15 protein-coding genes and 2 pseudogenes are annotated in these 16,396 nt (G+C 59.1%); 15 read left to right on the top strand and 2 right to left on the bottom strand.

The window, feature by feature from the left end; all coding sequences use genetic code 11:
* The 15 genes from KA184_18780 to KA184_18710 all read left to right on the top strand — a co-directional run.
* The coding region (locus KA184_18780; GenBank protein ID MBP8131630.1) for a sigma-54-dependent Fis family transcriptional regulator at positions 1–861 on the top strand (861 nt) is incomplete at its 5' end.
* 219 nt (positions 862–1,080) lie between these two features.
* Positions 1,081–2,538, top strand: a complete 1,458-nt coding sequence (locus KA184_18775) for a catalase (protein ID MBP8131629.1) — start codon at positions 1,081–1,083, stop codon at positions 2,536–2,538.
* A gap of 327 nt (positions 2,539–2,865) precedes the next feature.
* Positions 2,866–3,318 carry a NifB/NifX family molybdenum-iron cluster-binding protein gene (locus tag KA184_18770; GenBank protein MBP8131628.1) on the top strand — a complete coding sequence of 151 codons (453 nt, stop codon included), beginning with the start codon at positions 2,866–2,868 and terminating at the stop codon, positions 3,316–3,318.
* An 89-nt stretch (positions 3,319–3,407) separates the two neighbouring features.
* Positions 3,408–3,755, top strand: a complete 348-nt coding sequence (locus tag KA184_18765; protein MBP8131627.1) for a DUF5320 domain-containing protein — start codon at positions 3,408–3,410, stop codon at positions 3,753–3,755.
* Positions 3,756–3,782: 27 nt separating this feature from the next.
* The gene (locus tag KA184_18760) at positions 3,783–4,145 is read left to right on the top strand and encodes a NifB/NifX family molybdenum-iron cluster-binding protein (protein MBP8131626.1); all 363 of its coding nucleotides are present in this window, start codon (positions 3,783–3,785) and stop codon (positions 4,143–4,145) included.
* A 174-nt stretch (positions 4,146–4,319) separates the two neighbouring features.
* The gene (locus KA184_18755; protein MBP8131625.1) at positions 4,320–6,185 is read left to right on the top strand and encodes an alkaline phosphatase family protein; all 1,866 of its coding nucleotides are present in this window, start codon (positions 4,320–4,322) and stop codon (positions 6,183–6,185) included.
* Positions 6,182–6,745, top strand: a complete 564-nt coding sequence (locus KA184_18750; GenBank protein ID MBP8131624.1) for a methyltransferase domain-containing protein — start codon at positions 6,182–6,184, stop codon at positions 6,743–6,745. The genes KA184_18755 and KA184_18750 overlap by 4 nt, the downstream gene beginning before the upstream one ends.
* Positions 6,746–6,749: 4 nt before the next feature.
* Positions 6,750–7,613: an ATP-binding protein gene (locus KA184_18745; protein MBP8131623.1), complete on the top strand. Its 864-nt coding sequence runs from the start codon at positions 6,750–6,752 to the stop codon at positions 7,611–7,613.
* The gene (locus KA184_18740) at positions 7,613–8,569 is read left to right on the top strand and encodes a radical SAM protein (GenBank protein MBP8131622.1); all 957 of its coding nucleotides are present in this window, start codon (positions 7,613–7,615) and stop codon (positions 8,567–8,569) included. Before KA184_18745 ends, KA184_18740 begins: the two co-directional genes overlap by 1 nt.
* Before the next feature lie 2 nt (positions 8,570–8,571).
* Entirely contained in the window at positions 8,572–9,636 is a 1,065-nt protein-coding gene (locus KA184_18735) for a 4Fe-4S binding protein (GenBank protein MBP8131621.1), read from the top strand.
* A gap of 246 nt (positions 9,637–9,882) precedes the next feature.
* Positions 9,883–11,292, top strand: a complete 1,410-nt coding sequence (locus KA184_18730) for a P-loop NTPase (GenBank protein ID MBP8131620.1) — start codon at positions 9,883–9,885, stop codon at positions 11,290–11,292.
* Between the two features lie 60 nt (positions 11,293–11,352).
* The gene (locus tag KA184_18725) at positions 11,353–12,027 is read left to right on the top strand and encodes a tyrosine-protein phosphatase (GenBank protein ID MBP8131619.1); all 675 of its coding nucleotides are present in this window, start codon (positions 11,353–11,355) and stop codon (positions 12,025–12,027) included.
* Entirely contained in the window at positions 12,021–12,680 is a 660-nt protein-coding gene (locus KA184_18720) for a class I SAM-dependent methyltransferase (GenBank protein MBP8131618.1), read from the top strand. Before KA184_18725 ends, KA184_18720 begins: the two co-directional genes overlap by 7 nt.
* Before the next feature lie 2 nt (positions 12,681–12,682).
* Positions 12,683–13,789 (top strand): amidohydrolase family protein, encoded by a 1,107-nt coding sequence (locus KA184_18715; GenBank protein ID MBP8131617.1) that lies wholly within the window; start codon positions 12,683–12,685, stop codon positions 13,787–13,789.
* A gap of 116 nt (positions 13,790–13,905) precedes the next feature.
* Entirely contained in the window at positions 13,906–14,775 is an 870-nt protein-coding gene (locus KA184_18710) for an MBL fold metallo-hydrolase (protein MBP8131616.1), read from the top strand.
* On the opposite strand, the pseudogene KA184_18705 reads toward KA184_18710, so the two are convergent.
* Together KA184_18705 and KA184_18700 are read right to left on the bottom strand one after the other, a co-directional pair.
* A pseudogene (locus tag KA184_18705) lies at positions 14,754–14,861 on the bottom strand (IS200/IS605 family transposase). The gene KA184_18710 and the pseudogene KA184_18705 sit on opposite strands and share 22 nt — an antisense overlap.
* Positions 14,862–15,054: 193 nt before the next feature.
* Positions 15,055–16,173: pseudogene (locus tag KA184_18700) on the bottom strand (transposase).
* Between the last annotated feature and the right edge of the window lie 223 nt (positions 16,174–16,396).

Genomic DNA, 16,396 nt, shown 5'->3' with positions numbered 1-16,396 from the left:
GCGCCTGCGCCAGCTCCAGCCCCTCCAGGATGCACGCCAACTCCGCCGCGCTTACCTCGAGGCTCGCGCCGGAACCCCCGGGAAACTTCACGACCCCCTTTTCCAGACGCTTGTACCACAGCGCATACCGGCGCGGACCGTGACAAGCCCGGTCGTTTTGCACTGGCGGAAAAAGGGACGTTGTTCCTCGATGAAATCGGGGACGTGAGTCCGGCGTTGCAGGTACGGCTGTTGCGCGTGCTTCAGGAACGGGTCTACGAGCCGCTGGGCGCCACAGAGTCCGTCAAGACCAACGTCCGCGTCATTGCGGCGTCGAACAAGGACTTGGCGGAGCAGGTCAAGGCAGGCGCCTTCCGCCAAGACCTCTACTACCGCATCAACGTCGTCCGCATGGACCTGCCCCCGTTACGCGGCCGGAAAGAGGATATCCCGCTCCTGATCGAGCACTTCATACGGCGGTTCAACCGTTTACAGTCGCGGTCGATTACGGGGGTCTCTCACAATGTGCTTTCGCTTCTAATGGCCTATGACTTCCCCGGAAATGTGCGCGAACTCGAGAATATTATTGAACACGCGTTCGTCATATGCCCGGACACGGTCATTAGCACCCGTTGCCTGCCTGAGGCCTTCGCCGCAAGACGATCGCCAGTGCCGTTACCCTCGAAATCAGGCTTGGGCGCAACTGTGCAGGCGGCGGAAACACAGGCAATTCTCCATGCGCTGGAGCAATGCGGCGGAAACCGAAACGAAGCGGCCAAGGTCTTGGGAATGCACAGGAGCACGTTCTTTCGGAAGGTGCAGGCGCTGGGCATTGAATTGCCGGATAAGGATGGAAGAGCCGGGCGAAAACGCAAGGCTTAATCGCATTACCGTGACTGGCCTCGCGATCGAGGGAGGCGGAAGTACTTGCGCGGGTAAATTCGCTTGTTTGACCCGAGACGGCAAATCGGATACACTTGCAAATAAGAACTATTCCTATCTGGCGCGTTTGCGGGGCCACGGCGCGCCCTCGGGGGCGCGGGGCATTTGTCTGGATAACCGAGTCACCAACGAGTAGTTGACACCGAGAGGAGACCTGCAATGAGCGATTCCAAGAAACTCACCACCAACGCCGGGGCGCCCGTCCCCGACAACCAGAACGTCCTGACGGCGGGTCCGCGCGGGCCACAGTTGCTGCAGGACGTCTGGTTCCTGGAGAAGCTGGCGCATTTCGACCGCGAGGTCATCCCGGAGCGGAGGATGCACGCGAAGGGTTCCGGTGCCTACGGCAACTTCACGGTCACCCACGACATCACGCGCTACACGAAGGCGAAGATATTCTCCGAAGTGGGCAAGAAGACCGATCTGTTCGTGCGCTTCTCGACCGTGGCGGGCGAGCGAGGCGCGGCGGACGCCGAACGGGACATCCGCGGCTTCGCGATCAAGTTCTATACGGAGGAAGGCAACTGGGACCTGGTGGGCAACAACACGCCCGTGTTCTTTCTGCGCGACCCGCTGAAGTTCCCGGACCTGAATCACGCGGTGAAGCGGGATCCCCGCACGAACCTGCGCAGCGCGCTCAACAATTGGGACTTCTGGACCTCGCTTCCCGAGGCGCTGCACCAAGTGACGGTCGTGATGAGCGACCGCGGCATTCCGGCCACCTACCGGCACATGCACGGCTTTGGCAGCCACGCCTTCAGCCTGATCAGTCCCAAGAACGAACGGTATTGGGTAAAGTTCCATCTGCGCACCCAGCAGGGCATTAAGAACCTCACGGATGAAGAGGCCGAGGCGGTCATCGGCAAATGCCGTGAGAGCCATCAGCGCGACCTCTACGAAAGCATCGAGAAGGGTGATTTTCCACGCTGGACCATGTACATCCAAGTCATGCCGGAGAAAGATGCCGCGAAGTGCCCGTACAACCCCTTCGACCTGACCAAGGTGTGGTTCCACAAAGACTACTTGCTCATCGAAGTGGGGGTGCTCGAATTGAACCGCAATCCCGAGAATTACTTTGCCGAAGTCGAGCAAGCGGCCTTCAATCCGGCCAATATCGTGCCCGGAATCGGCTTCTCGCCGGACAAGATGCTCCAGGGCCGCCTGTTTTCCTATGGCGATGCGCAGCGGTACCGGCTCGGCGTCAACCACCACCTGATCCCGGTGAATCGCGCCCGTTGCCCGTTCCACAGCTACCACCGCGACGGCGCGATGCGCGTGGACGGCAACCACGGAAGCACGCTGGGCTATGAGCCGAACAATTTCGGCGAATGGCAGCAACAGCCTGACTTCGCCGAGCCGCCGCTCAGCCTGGAGGGAGCCGCGGACCACTGGAACCACCGTGAGGACGACGATTACTACTCCCAGCCGGGCAAGTTGTTCCGGCTGATGAGCCCGGCGCAACAGAAGCTACTGTTCGAGAATACAGCGCGCGCCATGGGCGATGCGCCCAAGGAGATCAAAATCCGCCACATCGGCAACTGCCTCAAGGCCGATCCCGCGTACGGCAAAGGCGTAGCCAATGCGCTGGGTATTCCCCTGAGCGAAGTTCCCAAGTGAGAACAGGACAGAAAGCACCTATCTCGGCCACGACGGGGTTGCCCGATGCTCATCGGGTAACCCCGCTTTTTGATCGACCACCGTAGAATCCGGTCTTATTGCATCTGAGCCAAGTCCCCAATTAAAGTCGCAGAGTCGCGCCATTTATTCTTGACTATAGTCGCATAATAGCGACTTATAGCCAATTCTCTCTCGATGCCGCTATCCCAGTACCAGTTTGCATCTTCTTTAATTTCAATTGGTTACACATTCCACCGCAAAGCGGCTTTGGTTGGCACGGGTTCTGCTCCTCTCGTAGCGAAGAATGAATGTGTCAGGATAGGACTCATGAAAGTCGCTTTAACGGAGTGGCAAGGCCGGGTTTCACCCGTGCTCGATACGGCGCGCGCGCTGCTGATCGCCGAAGTCGACGGTGGAACCCCGACCGTTTTTCATCGCGATGCGTTCACCAGCGACGTTCCGCAGGAAATGGCCGCGCAATTACGCGCCTTGGGCATAGAACTCCTGGTGTGCGGCGCCGTCTCCCAACCTCTCGCTGAATGCATTTCCTCGACCGGCATCCGGATTATCCCCTTCGTCTCCGGGGATATCGAGGAAGTATTGCAGGCGGTCACGGCGCGACGGATACCCGACCCGGCATTCTCGATGCCGGGCTGCGGCTGTCGACGGCGAGCGGGTATGGGCCGGCGCATGACTCAGGGCCGGGGCCAGGGACGCGGCCGGAACTGTGGTGGCAGTGGCCGGGGCCAAGAACGTGGTCGAGGGAGAAATCAAACGTAACGCAAGAAACTTTGCAGCAGGTGCTGCGAGAAAGACGACAGGCCATTGGCTCGCAATGGCTGGGAACGACGATGAAAGGAGTTCGAGTCATGCCAGGTGGAGATAGAACAGGACCGATGGGAATGGGACCAAAGACGGGCCGTGGAATGGGCTTCTGTGCGGGCAATAGTGCGTCAGGGTACTCGAATGCAGGGCGTGGCCGCGGTTTCTTCGGTCGGGGGGGCGGCGGGCGAGGCTGGCGGCATTGGTTTCGCGCAACGGGACTCCCCGGCTGGATGCGCTTCGGCTGGGGCGCGGCCGGAAATGCGGGCAACCTGCCTGCCGACGCGCAACGGAGCCTGCTGCAAAACCAAGCTGACATGCTGCAGCGGGAACTCGACGCGATACGGCGAGAGCTGGATGCCCTCTCCGCCGGCGACAAGAGCTCATCGCAATAAGTAGCGACTGACAGGATGTAGAAAACAATGATTATCGCCATCAGTTCATCGGGCGAGACGCTCGATTCACCGGTTGATCCCCGTTTCGGTCGCGCCGCGTATTTCGTAGCCGTCGATTCTGAGAACGGGAGCTTTGAGGCCCACTCAAACGCCCAGAACCTGAACGCCGCGCAGGGCGCGGGCATTCAGGCCGCAGAAACCGTTTCACGGCTGGGCGCGGAAGTCGTGGTCACCGGCCATTGCGGCCCAAAGGCGTTTCGTACGTTGTCCGCGGCGGGGATCAAGGTGGTCACCGGCGCGGAAGGCACGGTGAAGGATGCTATCGACGCATTCCGGGCGGGCATATTGGTTCCTTCGGATGACGCAGATGTAGAAAGCCACTGGGCATAAGCCATGAACTCGCGTGACCGCAAAATAACGCGACGTGCGTTTCTGGGGTGGTCGTCCGCGGCTCTGACACCGCTGGCGCTGCATGACGGCGTGCTGTCAGGCGACGTAACGCAGTGGAAAGGAGCTATTGCCAGAGGTTCAGGCTCTGGTGGGTCACAACCACGGGGTCGTGTCGTGATTCTGGGCTTTGACGGTGTTGAACCCCTCATCATTGATGAAATGCTGGAGGCAAATAGACTCCCGAACCTGGCTGCGCTTCGGGCCAGGGGGGGGTACCAGCGGCTCTTGTCCAGCAACCCGCCGCAATCACCGACGGCGTGGTCGTCTTTCGCCACGTGTACGCGCCCGGGAAACCATGGGATATACGACTTCCTCCGGCGCAATCCGGGAACTTACATGCCAGGTCTGGGTTTTGGGATGATGAAAGGCCCGCAACTCGCGGCCGACGGCCGGCTGCTCAAACCGGCTTCCTATATGAGTCTCCGAAAAGGCGAGACTTTCTGGTCGGTCGCGGATCGGAGCGGTGTCCGCTGTAGACTCCTGAAGGTACCCTACGCATACCCGCCGGAACCTCTGAGGCACGGCTCTATGTTGTGCGGACTCGACGTCCCGGACATCCGAGGCACGCAAAGCACGTTCTTCTCGCTTTCCGAAAGCCTCAGTAAAGAGGAATCTGTCGGCGGCGGCGTTCGCCTGCCGCTGACGTTCGAGGGAAACGCGGCGGTCGTCCAAATTCCAGGGTTGCGGCACCCTTCGGAAAGCCGGTTCGTGCACGCGCCTTTGAAGATAACAGTTGATCGCGAAGGCAGACGCATCGCGTTTGAGGTACAAGGACAGAACTTCACGCTTTCAGAGCATGCCTGGTCCGACTGGATCGAATGGACGTTTGATGTCACTCCTCAGTTCGCGGTGCGCGCCATCAGCCGCATCCACGTGCGCCAGATGGCCCCTACCATTGAAATCTACATGACATGCCTCCAGATACACCCGAAGGAGCCTTTTCTCCCGCTGAGCGCGCCGACGGACTACGCCGGACAAGTAGCGGACCGTCACGGCCTGTTCACCACCGTCGGCTGGTCGGATGACACCAAGGGACTCGAGCGCGCGGTGTTGGGCGAAGAAGATTTTCTCGACGAGGCATGGAAACGCATGGCCTGGCAGGAAGCCCTGACGCTGGATGAGATTTCGGCGGGTAAACTCGACCTGCTCATCGCGGGCTGGACCAGCACGGACCGTATCGCGCACATGTTCTGGCGCTTCCGGGACCCCGAGTACCCCATGTACGACGAAGCGGGCGCCAAGCGATTCAGCCAGGCCATAGATGACACCTATGTCAGGATGGACCAGACCGTAGGCAAAGTTGCTGCCGCTCTTAACAAAGACGACTTGCTGATTGTCATGTCGGACCACGGGTTCCACAGTTTTCGCAGGGCCTTCAGCGTCAATACATGGTTGGTGCGAAACGGCTATCTATCTGTGAAGAGCCAGCAAGACGCCTCTACGGCCTCTACCGATGAAAAATATCTCCAAGGTTACGATTGGTCCAACACGCGCGCCTACGGGTTGGGCTTGGGAAGCATCTTCCTGAACCTGAACGGGCGCGAAGGCAAGGGCACGGTTGCGGCAGGCGAAGCCACCGCCCTACGCACGGAGATTAAGGGCACACTCTCAGGCGTCACCGACCCGCAGACGGGGAGGCCCGTATTCGGGGCCGTTTATACTCGCGACGAAATCTATCATGGAAGCTCGGAGACCGATGCGCCTGATATCCAATTGGGCTATATCGACGGATACCAGACAGAAAAGATTTCCGCAGCGGGCGCAGCGCCCGCCGAAATCTTCTCGACAAACGACGACAAGTGGAGCGGCGACCATGCAGCCTCGGACGTTGCATCAAGCCACGGCATATTGTTCTCAAGCTGTACCCTTCAGCCCAACGCTGCAATCATTGATTTGGGTGTTACGGTACTTGCGCGCCTGGGGCTGGAAGTTCCCGAGACGTTCGAGGGCAAATCTCTGATAAGAGAGTCTGTAAGTTGAGCGACCGCGACGAAGAATACCGGCTGCAAGGCCCCGTCTCCTTCTTCTTGATGTCCTTGGAGTTCCGGTTGCGCGACCTGTTCCGACCGCCAGCGAAAATGCTCCAGGCGGTATGGGTCAAACCGGGACAAACCGTCCTGGACTACGGCTGCGGCCCAGGAAGCTTCACGTTCGCCGCCGCGCGGATTGTCGGCCCGAACGGCAAGGTCTACGCCGTGGACATCAATCCCATCGCCCAACGTGTCGTGATGCTAAAAGCCTTGAAACGGAAACTTGATAGTGTTATCCCGCTTCCGCCTTGCGACATGTACAATATTCCAAATGGGGAAGTCGATGTAACCATCCTGTATGACGTGCTGCACGATTTGACCAATCCGCCGAGTGTCTTCAACACTTTCCATAAGGTCACGAAACCCGAGGGCATCCTGGCCGTGAGCGACCATCACATGACGGAACAAGCCATCATTTCCGCAGTGGTGTCAGGCCGGTTGTTTCGCCTCGCGCGGCGCTGCGCCGGACATAAGGGTGTCTTGTGCTTTGAAAGGAGTCAGCGTGAGTAAGCCCCTGATCGTCGCCATTGCCTCCGGCAAGGGAGGCACGGGAAAGACCACAATCGCAGTGAATCTGGCCGCCGCGTTTCCAGACAAGTCCGTCTATGCGGACTGCGACGTGGAAGAACCCAACGGACACATCTTCCTGAAGCCCGAGATCGACCGTGTCAGAAGTATCGGCATTCCCACGCCGTCCGTTGTCAAAGAACGCTGCACCGGATGCGGGCGCTGCGCACAGACATGCCGCTACAACGCTCTGGCGTGCATCAAAGGCAAAGTACTGGTGTTCGCGGAGCTGTGTCACGGCTGCGGCGGTTGCGCGCTGGCGTGCCCCGAGCACGCGATTTCGGAGGCGGAACGCGCGATCGGCGTTGTCGAGATAGGTCACGCGAATGGGATTGGTTTCGTGCAGGGGCGCTTGAGAGTCGGCGCGGCCATGTCGCCGCCGCTCATTCGCGCGGTCAAACAGGACGCGCCAAAGAACGGTCTCATTATCCTCGACGCGCCGCCGGGCACATCGTGCCCGGTGATTGCGGCAGTGAAGGGCGCCGACTTCGTCGTGCTGGTTACGGAACCCACACCCTTTGGACTTCATGACCTGACCCTCGCAGTCGAGACCGTCCGCCAGATTGGAATTCCATTCGGCGTGGTTATCAATCGGAGCGACATCGGCGACGACCGGGTTTCCGCATACTGCCGCCGCGAGCAAATTCCGATTCTCATGGAGATTCCGGATGACCGGCGTATCGCGGAGGCGTATTCGCGCGGCGAACTTGCCGTGGATGCCGTGCCGGAGACATTGCCGCGTTTCGTCGAACTCGAACGGAACATCCGGCGTATCGCGCAAAACGCCGCATCACCGGAAGGAACGTCCTGATGTCAACCGGCAAATACCAGCACCTCTTCGGTCCGGTACTGTCGCGCCGCCTGGGAAGGTCCCTGGGGGTGGATATTGTGCCTTTCAAGACGTGCAGTTATGACTGCATCTACTGCGAGTTGGGCCGAACAACCGTGCTGACGGCGCAACGAGAGGACTTTGTCCCGTGCGACACCGTGCTGGCCGAAATTAGACATTACCTGGATACGCATCCGAATCCCGATTTCATCACCTTGTCCGGCAGTGGCGAGCCAACCCTGCACGCACATCTGGGCGGAATCTTGTCTGGCATCAAATCCCTGACCACGGTTCCCTTGGCCGTATTGACGAACGGTTCACTACTGTGGGACGGGGCCGTCCGCGACGCACTATCCATTGCCGATGTCGTACTACCCTCTTTGGACGCTGGAGACGCCGGAGTTTTCAATCAGGTCAATCGCCCAGCGGCCGGCATTTCGTTCGAAAAGATGGTCACGGGGCTCGTCACATTCCGGGAGTCCTTTTCAAATGCCCTATGGCTGGAAGTTCTGTTCGTCGAGAACGTCAACTCCCGTGATTCCGACGTCAGGGACATGGGCCATTGGATACAGCAAATTCAGCCAGACCGTGTCCAGGTGAATACGGTCGTACGCCCGCCCGCCGAGCGGAATGCAAGCCCAGTCTCCCCCGAGCGTCTAAACGTCTTGGCCACCGCACTCGGGCCTCAATCGGAGGTCATAGCTGATTATCCTCTTGCCAACACCGATTCCTGTATAACGCCCGATGCGGAATGTATTGTGGACCTTGTCCGGCGCAGGCCATGCTCCGCGCAGGAGATCGCAGCCGCACTTGGGTTGCGCCTTAGCGAGACTCTGAAAACGCTCGAACGCCTTTCGGCGCAGAGAATCGTCGCCGAACAGTACCTGAGCGGCCGGACGTTTTTCACCGGAACATGCGGAGACAACGGAGAAACATGAACATGAGAGAACTCGTAGTTCTCAGCGGCAAGGGCGGCACAGGCAAGACCAGCGTGGTCGCGGCCTTTGCTTCGCTGGCCCAGAACAAGGTACTGGCGGACTGCGATGTGGACGCCGCCGATCTTCACTTGGTGCTCGAGCCCGCGATTGTGGAGCGGCATGAGTTCCGCGCCGGCCACGAGGCCATCATCCTGCAGGAGTCGTGTTTGGGCTGCGGCCTATGCCTCACGTACTGCCGGTTCGGCGCGGTGCTGCAGATGTCCGGCGCGGAAGAAGAACCCGTGTACCAGGTCGCGGCGGCAAACTGCAAAGACTGTTCCTTCTGCGTGCGTTCCTGCCCCGTCAAGTCCATAGACCTGATCATCGCCATGAGAGAGGCCTGCGGCGAGACCAACAAGTCCCTTTATTTCATTGACCCCCTCGCCTGTGAGGGTTGCGGCGTATGCGTGGATGCGTGTCCTTCCCATGCCATCGATTTCCCGGAGCGCGTCGCGGGTGAATGGTACCTGTCAGAAACGCGGCACGGCCCGATGGTACACGCCCGGCTCGGCATTGCGGCGGAAAATTCCGGAAAACTGGTCAGCGTCGTGCGCGAGCAGGCACGTCGAATCGCGGAAGAGCGGGATTGCCATATGATCCTGACCGATGGCCCGCCCGGCATCGGTTGCCCGGTCATTGCGACTCTCACCGGCGCTTCACTCGTGCTCATCATTACGGAACCGACGCTCAGCGGCCAACACGACCTGGAGCGCGTGGCCGAGCTTGCCCGTCACTTCGGGGTGCCCGCCTTGGTTTGCGTCAACAAGTGGGACTTGAACCCCGCTGTGTGCGGAACGATTGAGCATTCAGCCGCGGCGCTGAACGTCAGGCCAGTGGGCAGAATCCGGTACGACCGCGCCGTCACTGCAGCGCAGGTAGCCGGGAAAAACGTGCTGGAATTCACAAAGAAAGGTGCCGCGGACGACATCCGAAACCTGTGGAAGAACATCGCACAAATCCTGGAATCGGCCGATGGCGGCGTCGAGCCGTCGTTCGTTACGGAAGACTCCGGTGAAATTTGCTATTGACTGACGCAAGCATGTGGCAACGCCTTTGGAGGATGCAGTATGACTCCTGGACCGATTTCCCGGCGGGCGCTCGAACGGTTCGAGAATCCCATGAATCCCGGGCCTCTTATCAACGCTAATGGTCACGCGCGCATCACGGGGCCTTGCGGAGATACGATGGAAATCTGGCTTAGCGTCGAGAAAGGCTGGGTCAGAGAAGCCGCCTTCACCACTACCGGCTGCGGTCCGTCCCGCGCATGCGGCAGCATGGCTACCGAATTGATCATCGGCCGCACGATCCAAACCGCGCTTGAATTGGAGCAGGAAGACATCCTCGAAGAACTGAACCCGTTTCCGGAAAGCCACCACCACTGCGCACTGCTCGCTGCAAATACGGTGCGCGCCGCCGCGCAGGATTTCGTTGACAAACAACAAACGAACGCGTGCGGCGATTGCTCGCAAAAGGCATGCACCGCCAAGGAGCAGCGCCTTGACGAAAGCAACGAGCAGTACCTCGAACGCCAGCAACTTGCTCAACGGCTGTGCCAAGTCAAACATAAGATTCTGGTCCTTTCCGGAAAGGGCGGTGTGGGCAAGAGCACGGTCGCGGTCAACCTCGCCGTTTCTCTTTCCCTTGCCGGCAAACGGGTAGGCCTGCTGGACGTCGACTTTCACGGCCCCAGCATCCCCAAGATGCTGCGCCTCGAAGGCGCCCATGTCATGACGGAAGACAAGACGCTGCTCCCAGTCGAGTTGGGAGACCTGAAAGTCCTGTCCATTGGTTTCTTCTTGCAGCATGTGGACGACGCCGTAATCTGGCGCGGTCCCATGAAAATGGGCGCCATCAAGCAGTTCCTGAAAGATGCCGATTGGGGCGAATTGGATTATCTGGTGATTGATTCCCCGCCCGGAACAGGCGACGAACCGCTCTCCGTGTGCCAACTGATTGAGGACGCGGATGGGGCCGTCATAGTGACGACGCCCCAGGAAGTGGCCTTGGCCGACGTGCGCAAGTCCATCAGTTTCTGCCGCGCCTTGAAGCTGCCCGTGCTTGGAGTGGTCGAGAACATGAGCGGTTTCGTCTGCCCCAAGTGCGGGCAAGTCACGGATATCTTCAAGACGGGCGGCGGCGAACGCATGGCCGCGGAAATGGGCGTGCCCTTCCTCGGACGCATCCCGCTGGACCCGGGCATTGGCGAAGCCTGCGATGCCGGCGCGCCTTACGTGCATCATTACGCTCAAACGGAGACGGCCAAGGCCTTTCTTCGGGTGGTGCAACCTATACTTGCAATGGATACCGGTTTGAAAGAGCCTGAAACACACAAGGAGTTAGAACGTATGCGTATTGCCATTCCGATCGTCGATGGAAACCTGGCCGTACACTTTGGCCACTGCGAGGAGTTCGCGCTCGTAGACGTGGACAAGAAGGCCAAGAGCATTCTCCGCGTAGAGAAAGTCGAGGCGCCCGAACACCAGCCAGGCTTGTTGCCCCCCTGGCTTCGCGAGCAGGGCGTCCATGTCGTGCTGGCTGGCGGCATGGGCTCGCGCGCGCAGGCGCTCTTCGCGGAGAGCGGCATTCAGGTCATTACGGGGGTCCCCACAGGGCCCGTTGACATCCTCGTCAACGCCTTTCTCGATGGGACGCTCCAAACCGGCGCAAACGTCTGCGACCATTGACGCGGCCGAAGCTATTGGTCGCATGAGCAGCGCACAGCGAAACAACAGGCGGATCTTCTTATGAGGACCTTGCTCAAAATCGCGGCAGCGCTCTTGGGCATCGCGTTACTGGTTGTGGCGATTCCCGTCTGGATGTACTTTCCCGGACACAACTTCAGAACGGTTGAGGACAACGCCTTCTACGGTTCACGCCAAATGAGCGGCAGGGCTCTGAAAGCAGCTATCCAAGAACACGGCATTCAGACTGTCATCAATTTGCGTGGCCATAATCCGGGGTCCCCTTGGTATGACGAAGAAGTGGCCGTCTGCCGCGAGATGGGCGTAGCGCACGAGGACTTCGCCTGGTCAAAAGGAAGGCTGCCGGACCCGGAATCGCTTGCCCGATTCGTTGACGTTGTCGAGTCTGGCAGGAGACCGTTCCTGGCGCATTGTGAAGGCGGAACGCACCGTACCGGCGTAGCGTCCGCCTGCTACTTGTTGCTCAAAGGCGCCGACACGGCGACCGCGCGCAAACAGTTCGGACCGATGTTCAAAAATGCGCCAATCGGACAGCTGCTTGACCTCTACGAAGGGAGCGGCATGCCGTTTCGACAGTGGGTACGGGAGGCATACCCGGCCACGTACGAGTCGCTGAAATCTTCTCAGATAATGCATCCCCATTCGCAATCGGCAACCTTTGCCTTGCTTATTGATTCATTGCAGGTATGTTCAAGGGAGACGCAGGTATTGTGGTAAACCGCAAGCGCGATTTTGACTTGGAAGCGACAACATGGGACGAGAAGCCACACCGCGTCACACTCGCCAATGACCTGTTCACTGCCATAGCCGGGACTGTTGCGCTCACGCCTTCATTGGAGGTATTCGATTTTGGCTGCGGCACGGGACTCCTGACGCTTCAACTGGCGGCCCAAGCGGGTCATGTCACGGGCGCCGATAGTTCCCGAACAATGCTGGACGTTCTCGCGAGAAAAGCCAAGGACTGTCAGATTGGCAATATCACCACATACCACATTGACGCGGCCTGCGTGGACGCGATAGAGGGCCGTTATGACCTGGTAACATCAACAATGACACTGCACCATGTGCGAGATATTGCGCCGCTCCTGGAACAGTTTTTCCGAATCCTGAGACCTGGCGGCCATGTATGCATTGCGGACCTGGACCTGGAAAACGGCGATTTTCACGGTAACAACGAGGATGTTTTCCATTTCGGCTTTGACCGCGGCCTGCTTCAGGAGACACTTTCCGCGGCCGGTTTTGTCCGTGTTCGAAACAAGAAGGCAACCGAAGTCCATAAGACGGGTTCCGATGGCCAAGTACGATCTTTTTCCGTGTTCTTAATTACAGGGCAACGCCGAGAAGCGTGTATCACGACGGGTGGAACATGACAATGAAGGTCAATCGCAGAACATTCCTCAAGCACTGCCTGACTGCCGTAGCGGGTTCGGCGGGCCTCTTGCGCTGTCACGTCGGCCCGGAACCTGTGAAGAAATCGGCCGTCATCAACGTCCATGAGCATATTCAGTCTCTGGAACAAGCCAAGATTCATGTTGCGGTGATGGACCACCTCGGCATGGAGCGCATGGCGCTGCTGGGCAGTTCGTGGTTCACGATCACGCTGCGCGATGAAGTGGGCTTTACGCGATACGATGAAAACAACGCGGAGCTTATCAAGATCGTGCGCACATACCCGGGACGTTTTGACGCTTGGCCGGTCATCAACCCGCTGGATGATGAGAAACTGGACAAGTTCAAAGCGCTGATGGACCAGGGGGCAACCGGACTGAAACTGTTCACCGGACATGGTTACACAACCAAAAGAACGAACGAATACATCTTCCACCCGATTGCCATGGACGACCCACGCATGATGCCAGTGTTTGACTATTGCGAGGAACATTCTATTCCGGTGCTTATTCATGTCAATCCCTCGCCCGTGAAACCCGGTTTCTGCGAAGAGTTCGTTGCCGTGCTCAGGCAGTTTCCGGACATGGTGGTCAACTGCCCGCACTTCATGCTCTCGTCCATCAAGGATTCGAGGTTGCGCGAGTTCCTGGACGTGTTTCCGAATCTATACACGGATATCAGTTTTGGAGACGCATTCATGCGGGATGGGCTCACCCGGATTTCCAAGAACCCGGCCAAGTTCCAGGACCTGTTCGCATCCTATTCCAACCGCTTCATGTTCGGGACCGACCTGGTGCTTACGGACGCGCACGGCAAGTCGGAGGAATGGGTCAAGAATCAGTTCCGTGCCTACTTGGACATGTTGAGCTGCGAGATGTACACGACCCCGTGTATTCCGGGCCAGATCCTGCGCGGTGTCGCACTATCGAAAGAACTGCTGGACCGTGTGCTCTATAAGAATTATGAAGACTTCCTGGCAAGCAGGCCCAAGGGAACAAGTATTGCCCGAAACGTCGACCTGGCGCGCATGGGCGTGACCCCCACCGGCCGCAGGCCGGGACAAGCCTTCCCGCCACAGGCCAAGGTGTAGCATGAACCGGGCGGCGACACTGCTTGCCTCAATGCATGCCCGCGCGTTGCATGCGCAGGACAGTTCGCTGTTCAACGCTGGCCACATCGGAACACGAATAAGGGAGAACAGGCGCCGTGTCCAAGAGTTCAAAGTCTTCCGGTCAGATTGAGCTTGTCGTCGTCGTAGACAATAGCACCGTGCGGGAGAACCTCTTTCCGGAACACGGTCTCTCGTTCTGGATCCATGATGGTGAAACCGATGTACTCATGGACACGGGGCAAGGCCCCGCCTTCGCACAAAATGTTGCGCAACTGGGCATCGATCTCACGTCTGTGGAAGCGGTGATTCTCAGTCACGGCCACTTCGATCATACGGGCGGTGTGGGACACCTGCTCGCTTTGGGCGTTTCGCCCCGCATTCTGATGCACCCGGACGCGACCAGGAGACGCTATGGCTGCTTGCAGATGCCGCCCCACAAAGCCATTGGCATGCACGAGGAAATCGTCGCCATGCTTGCCGACAGAACGGAGAACATTCTGTCCACGACCGAGCCCATGCAGGTATCGCGCCACCTCTGCGTAACTGGGCCCATTCCCCGCCGCACCTCTTTCGAAGACGTCGGCGGACGATTCTATGTCGATGCCGATTGTCTCGTGCCGGACGCAATTAACGACGACCAGGCGGCGTGGATCGAAACAGAGAAAGGAATTGTTGTGCTGCTAGGCTGCGGGCACGCGGGCGTGGTCAATACGCTGGACTATGTCTCCAAGCTCAGCGGCGCAAACCGATTTCACGCCGTCATCGGCGGCATGCACCTCCTGAACGCGTCCCCGGAGCGGATGGACGCCACCATAGCCGCACTGAAGCAGTATCAAGTGCAACTTCTGGCGCCATGCCATTGCACAGGAGACACGGTCATGCCCCTCCTTGCGGAGCAGTTCCCCGAACAGTACACCCGCTCAGGCGCCGGAAGCCGTTTCGCATGCCGGCGTAGGTGCCCGTAGATCCGCTTCTTGCGCCGCTTCGGGATGAACACCACGTGGTATTTGCAGTCCCATCGGCTGTGGCATAAACTTCGGTAGTCTCGCATTTTGTTGGTCCTCCTCGGTTGTGGGAATGCCAGTCCCCGTCCGAGGAGGATTTTTCTCCTACCGCCGCAAACGGTCAAACCTCCGAGGGTCCCCCGGCAAAGCCGGGGGGCTTCCTGTTATCTTGCTAAGGTTGAATGCGCCCACGTGAATCAACAGACGCTTGAGGATGTTTGGGTGGTGCCGCAGGTGCGTCCGGCGCATCGCGCCCGTCTCGTAGCAGTGGGCAAAGCTGCGCTCGACCAGTTCGCCGCGCTTGCGCAGCAGTCTCTTGCCATACGTTCCGCGCACGCGCCGCCGATTGACATACACGGCCTCACGTTCCTCTATCTTGCCTTCCCACCGGCGGCGGCCCCGTTTGGGTTCGCTCACGTAGGTCCGTAATCCATCGTCTTGCAGGTCGCGCACCGTCTCATTGCTATGATATCCCTTGTCCAGAACCACTTCGCGCGTTGGTTCCAAGCGGCGCCGCGTTTCGGGATCGGATGCTATCGTCTGTGTGTTCGCGCGTGCTTCATCCAACGTGGCCCTGACCGTCTGCGTGTCGCCCAGGTCGGCCGGCTGAAGTGTCACGGAAACCACCGCCCCGGTGTGCATGTCCACTGCGTGCTCCGCCTTGTGGGCCAGATGCGTACGGCCATCTTTCATCTTCGTGATGCGCGCGTCCGGATCGTGCGGGTTCGTCCAGTCCTTATTGGACCCCTTTTTCGGGCGCTTCTTGTCCAGCTTCGCCAAGTCCTCGCGCGTCGGCGTCTCGATGCCCGACGATTGGGCCAGCCCCGTCAGGAATTGCTCGTAGCTTTCGCCCGTATCGCGCCGGACGATGCTGCGCAACGCCGCATTGGCTTCCAGCGTCGTCGCGTCCACTCCCAAGGTCTTGCCCCGCAGAAGCCCTTCCTTCGCCAGCACGTCCAAGACCCATTGAAATACCCGCCGGTGCGTCTCCACCGACATCAACCGGCGCGTCCGCGAAAGACTCGAATGATCCGGCGTCCGTTCCGTCAGTTCATAGCCTAAGAAGGACCGCAGCGCCATCGAGTCCGCCACGCGCCACGCGATGCCCCGTTCCGAATCGATGCCCTCGAAGTACCCGATCATCAGCGCCTTGAAATACGCCACCGGCGGGATGCTCGGACGCGCAAGGACTTCGGCGTAATACTGGGCGCACTCGGCCTCCACCATCGCCTCGAAACCATGCTTGACCAGCAGCCGGTTGAGCTTCTCGTAAAACGGATGACCCGGCGCGCATGGCAGCGAACTGGTTTCAATCCAAAGCGTTTCCTGATGTTCCTTGTCCATCCGTCCCATCGCCATGCGTGATACCTCCCAAACCATATCCAAATAGTATCACAATGCTAGTTAAATGTCAAGATAGTTCTTTCCCGCCGCAGGACTTTTGCCACGGGCTGGTAGTGTCTTGAGCGTTAAATTCATTGAATAAGTTGTCAACCTATGTATCATTGTAGGCGTTATATATGTAACAACTACAATGGAGGATAGGAGATGAGAACGGGAAGGCCGAAGAAGGACCTGATTG

The organism is Candidatus Hydrogenedentota bacterium (assembly GCA_018005585.1).
Taxonomy (GTDB): Bacteria; Hydrogenedentota; Hydrogenedentia; order Hydrogenedentales; family JAGMZX01; genus JAGMZX01.
Note: the sequence above shows the minus strand (reverse complement) of the source record. Positions and strands in the feature narration are given on the sequence as shown.

Excerpts from the sequence above, each read along its gene's own strand:
- KA184_18775 (MBP8131629.1), top strand. The coding sequence starts at position 1,081 with ATGAGCGATTCCAAGAAACTCACCACCAACGCCGGGGCGCCCGTCCCC.
- KA184_18770 (MBP8131628.1), top strand. The coding sequence starts at position 2,866 with ATGAAAGTCGCTTTAACGGAGTGGCAAGGCCGGGTTTCACCCGTGCTC.
- KA184_18765 (MBP8131627.1), top strand. The coding sequence starts at position 3,408 with ATGCCAGGTGGAGATAGAACAGGACCGATGGGAATGGGACCAAAGACG.
- KA184_18760 (MBP8131626.1), top strand. The coding sequence starts at position 3,783 with ATGATTATCGCCATCAGTTCATCGGGCGAGACGCTCGATTCACCGGTT.
- KA184_18740 (MBP8131622.1), top strand. The coding sequence starts at position 7,613 with ATGTCAACCGGCAAATACCAGCACCTCTTCGGTCCGGTACTGTCGCGC.
- KA184_18735 (MBP8131621.1), top strand. The coding sequence starts at position 8,572 with ATGAGAGAACTCGTAGTTCTCAGCGGCAAGGGCGGCACAGGCAAGACC.
- KA184_18730 (MBP8131620.1), top strand. The coding sequence starts at position 9,883 with ATGGCTACCGAATTGATCATCGGCCGCACGATCCAAACCGCGCTTGAA.
- KA184_18725 (MBP8131619.1), top strand. The coding sequence starts at position 11,353 with ATGAGGACCTTGCTCAAAATCGCGGCAGCGCTCTTGGGCATCGCGTTA.
- KA184_18715 (MBP8131617.1), top strand. The coding sequence starts at position 12,683 with ATGAAGGTCAATCGCAGAACATTCCTCAAGCACTGCCTGACTGCCGTA.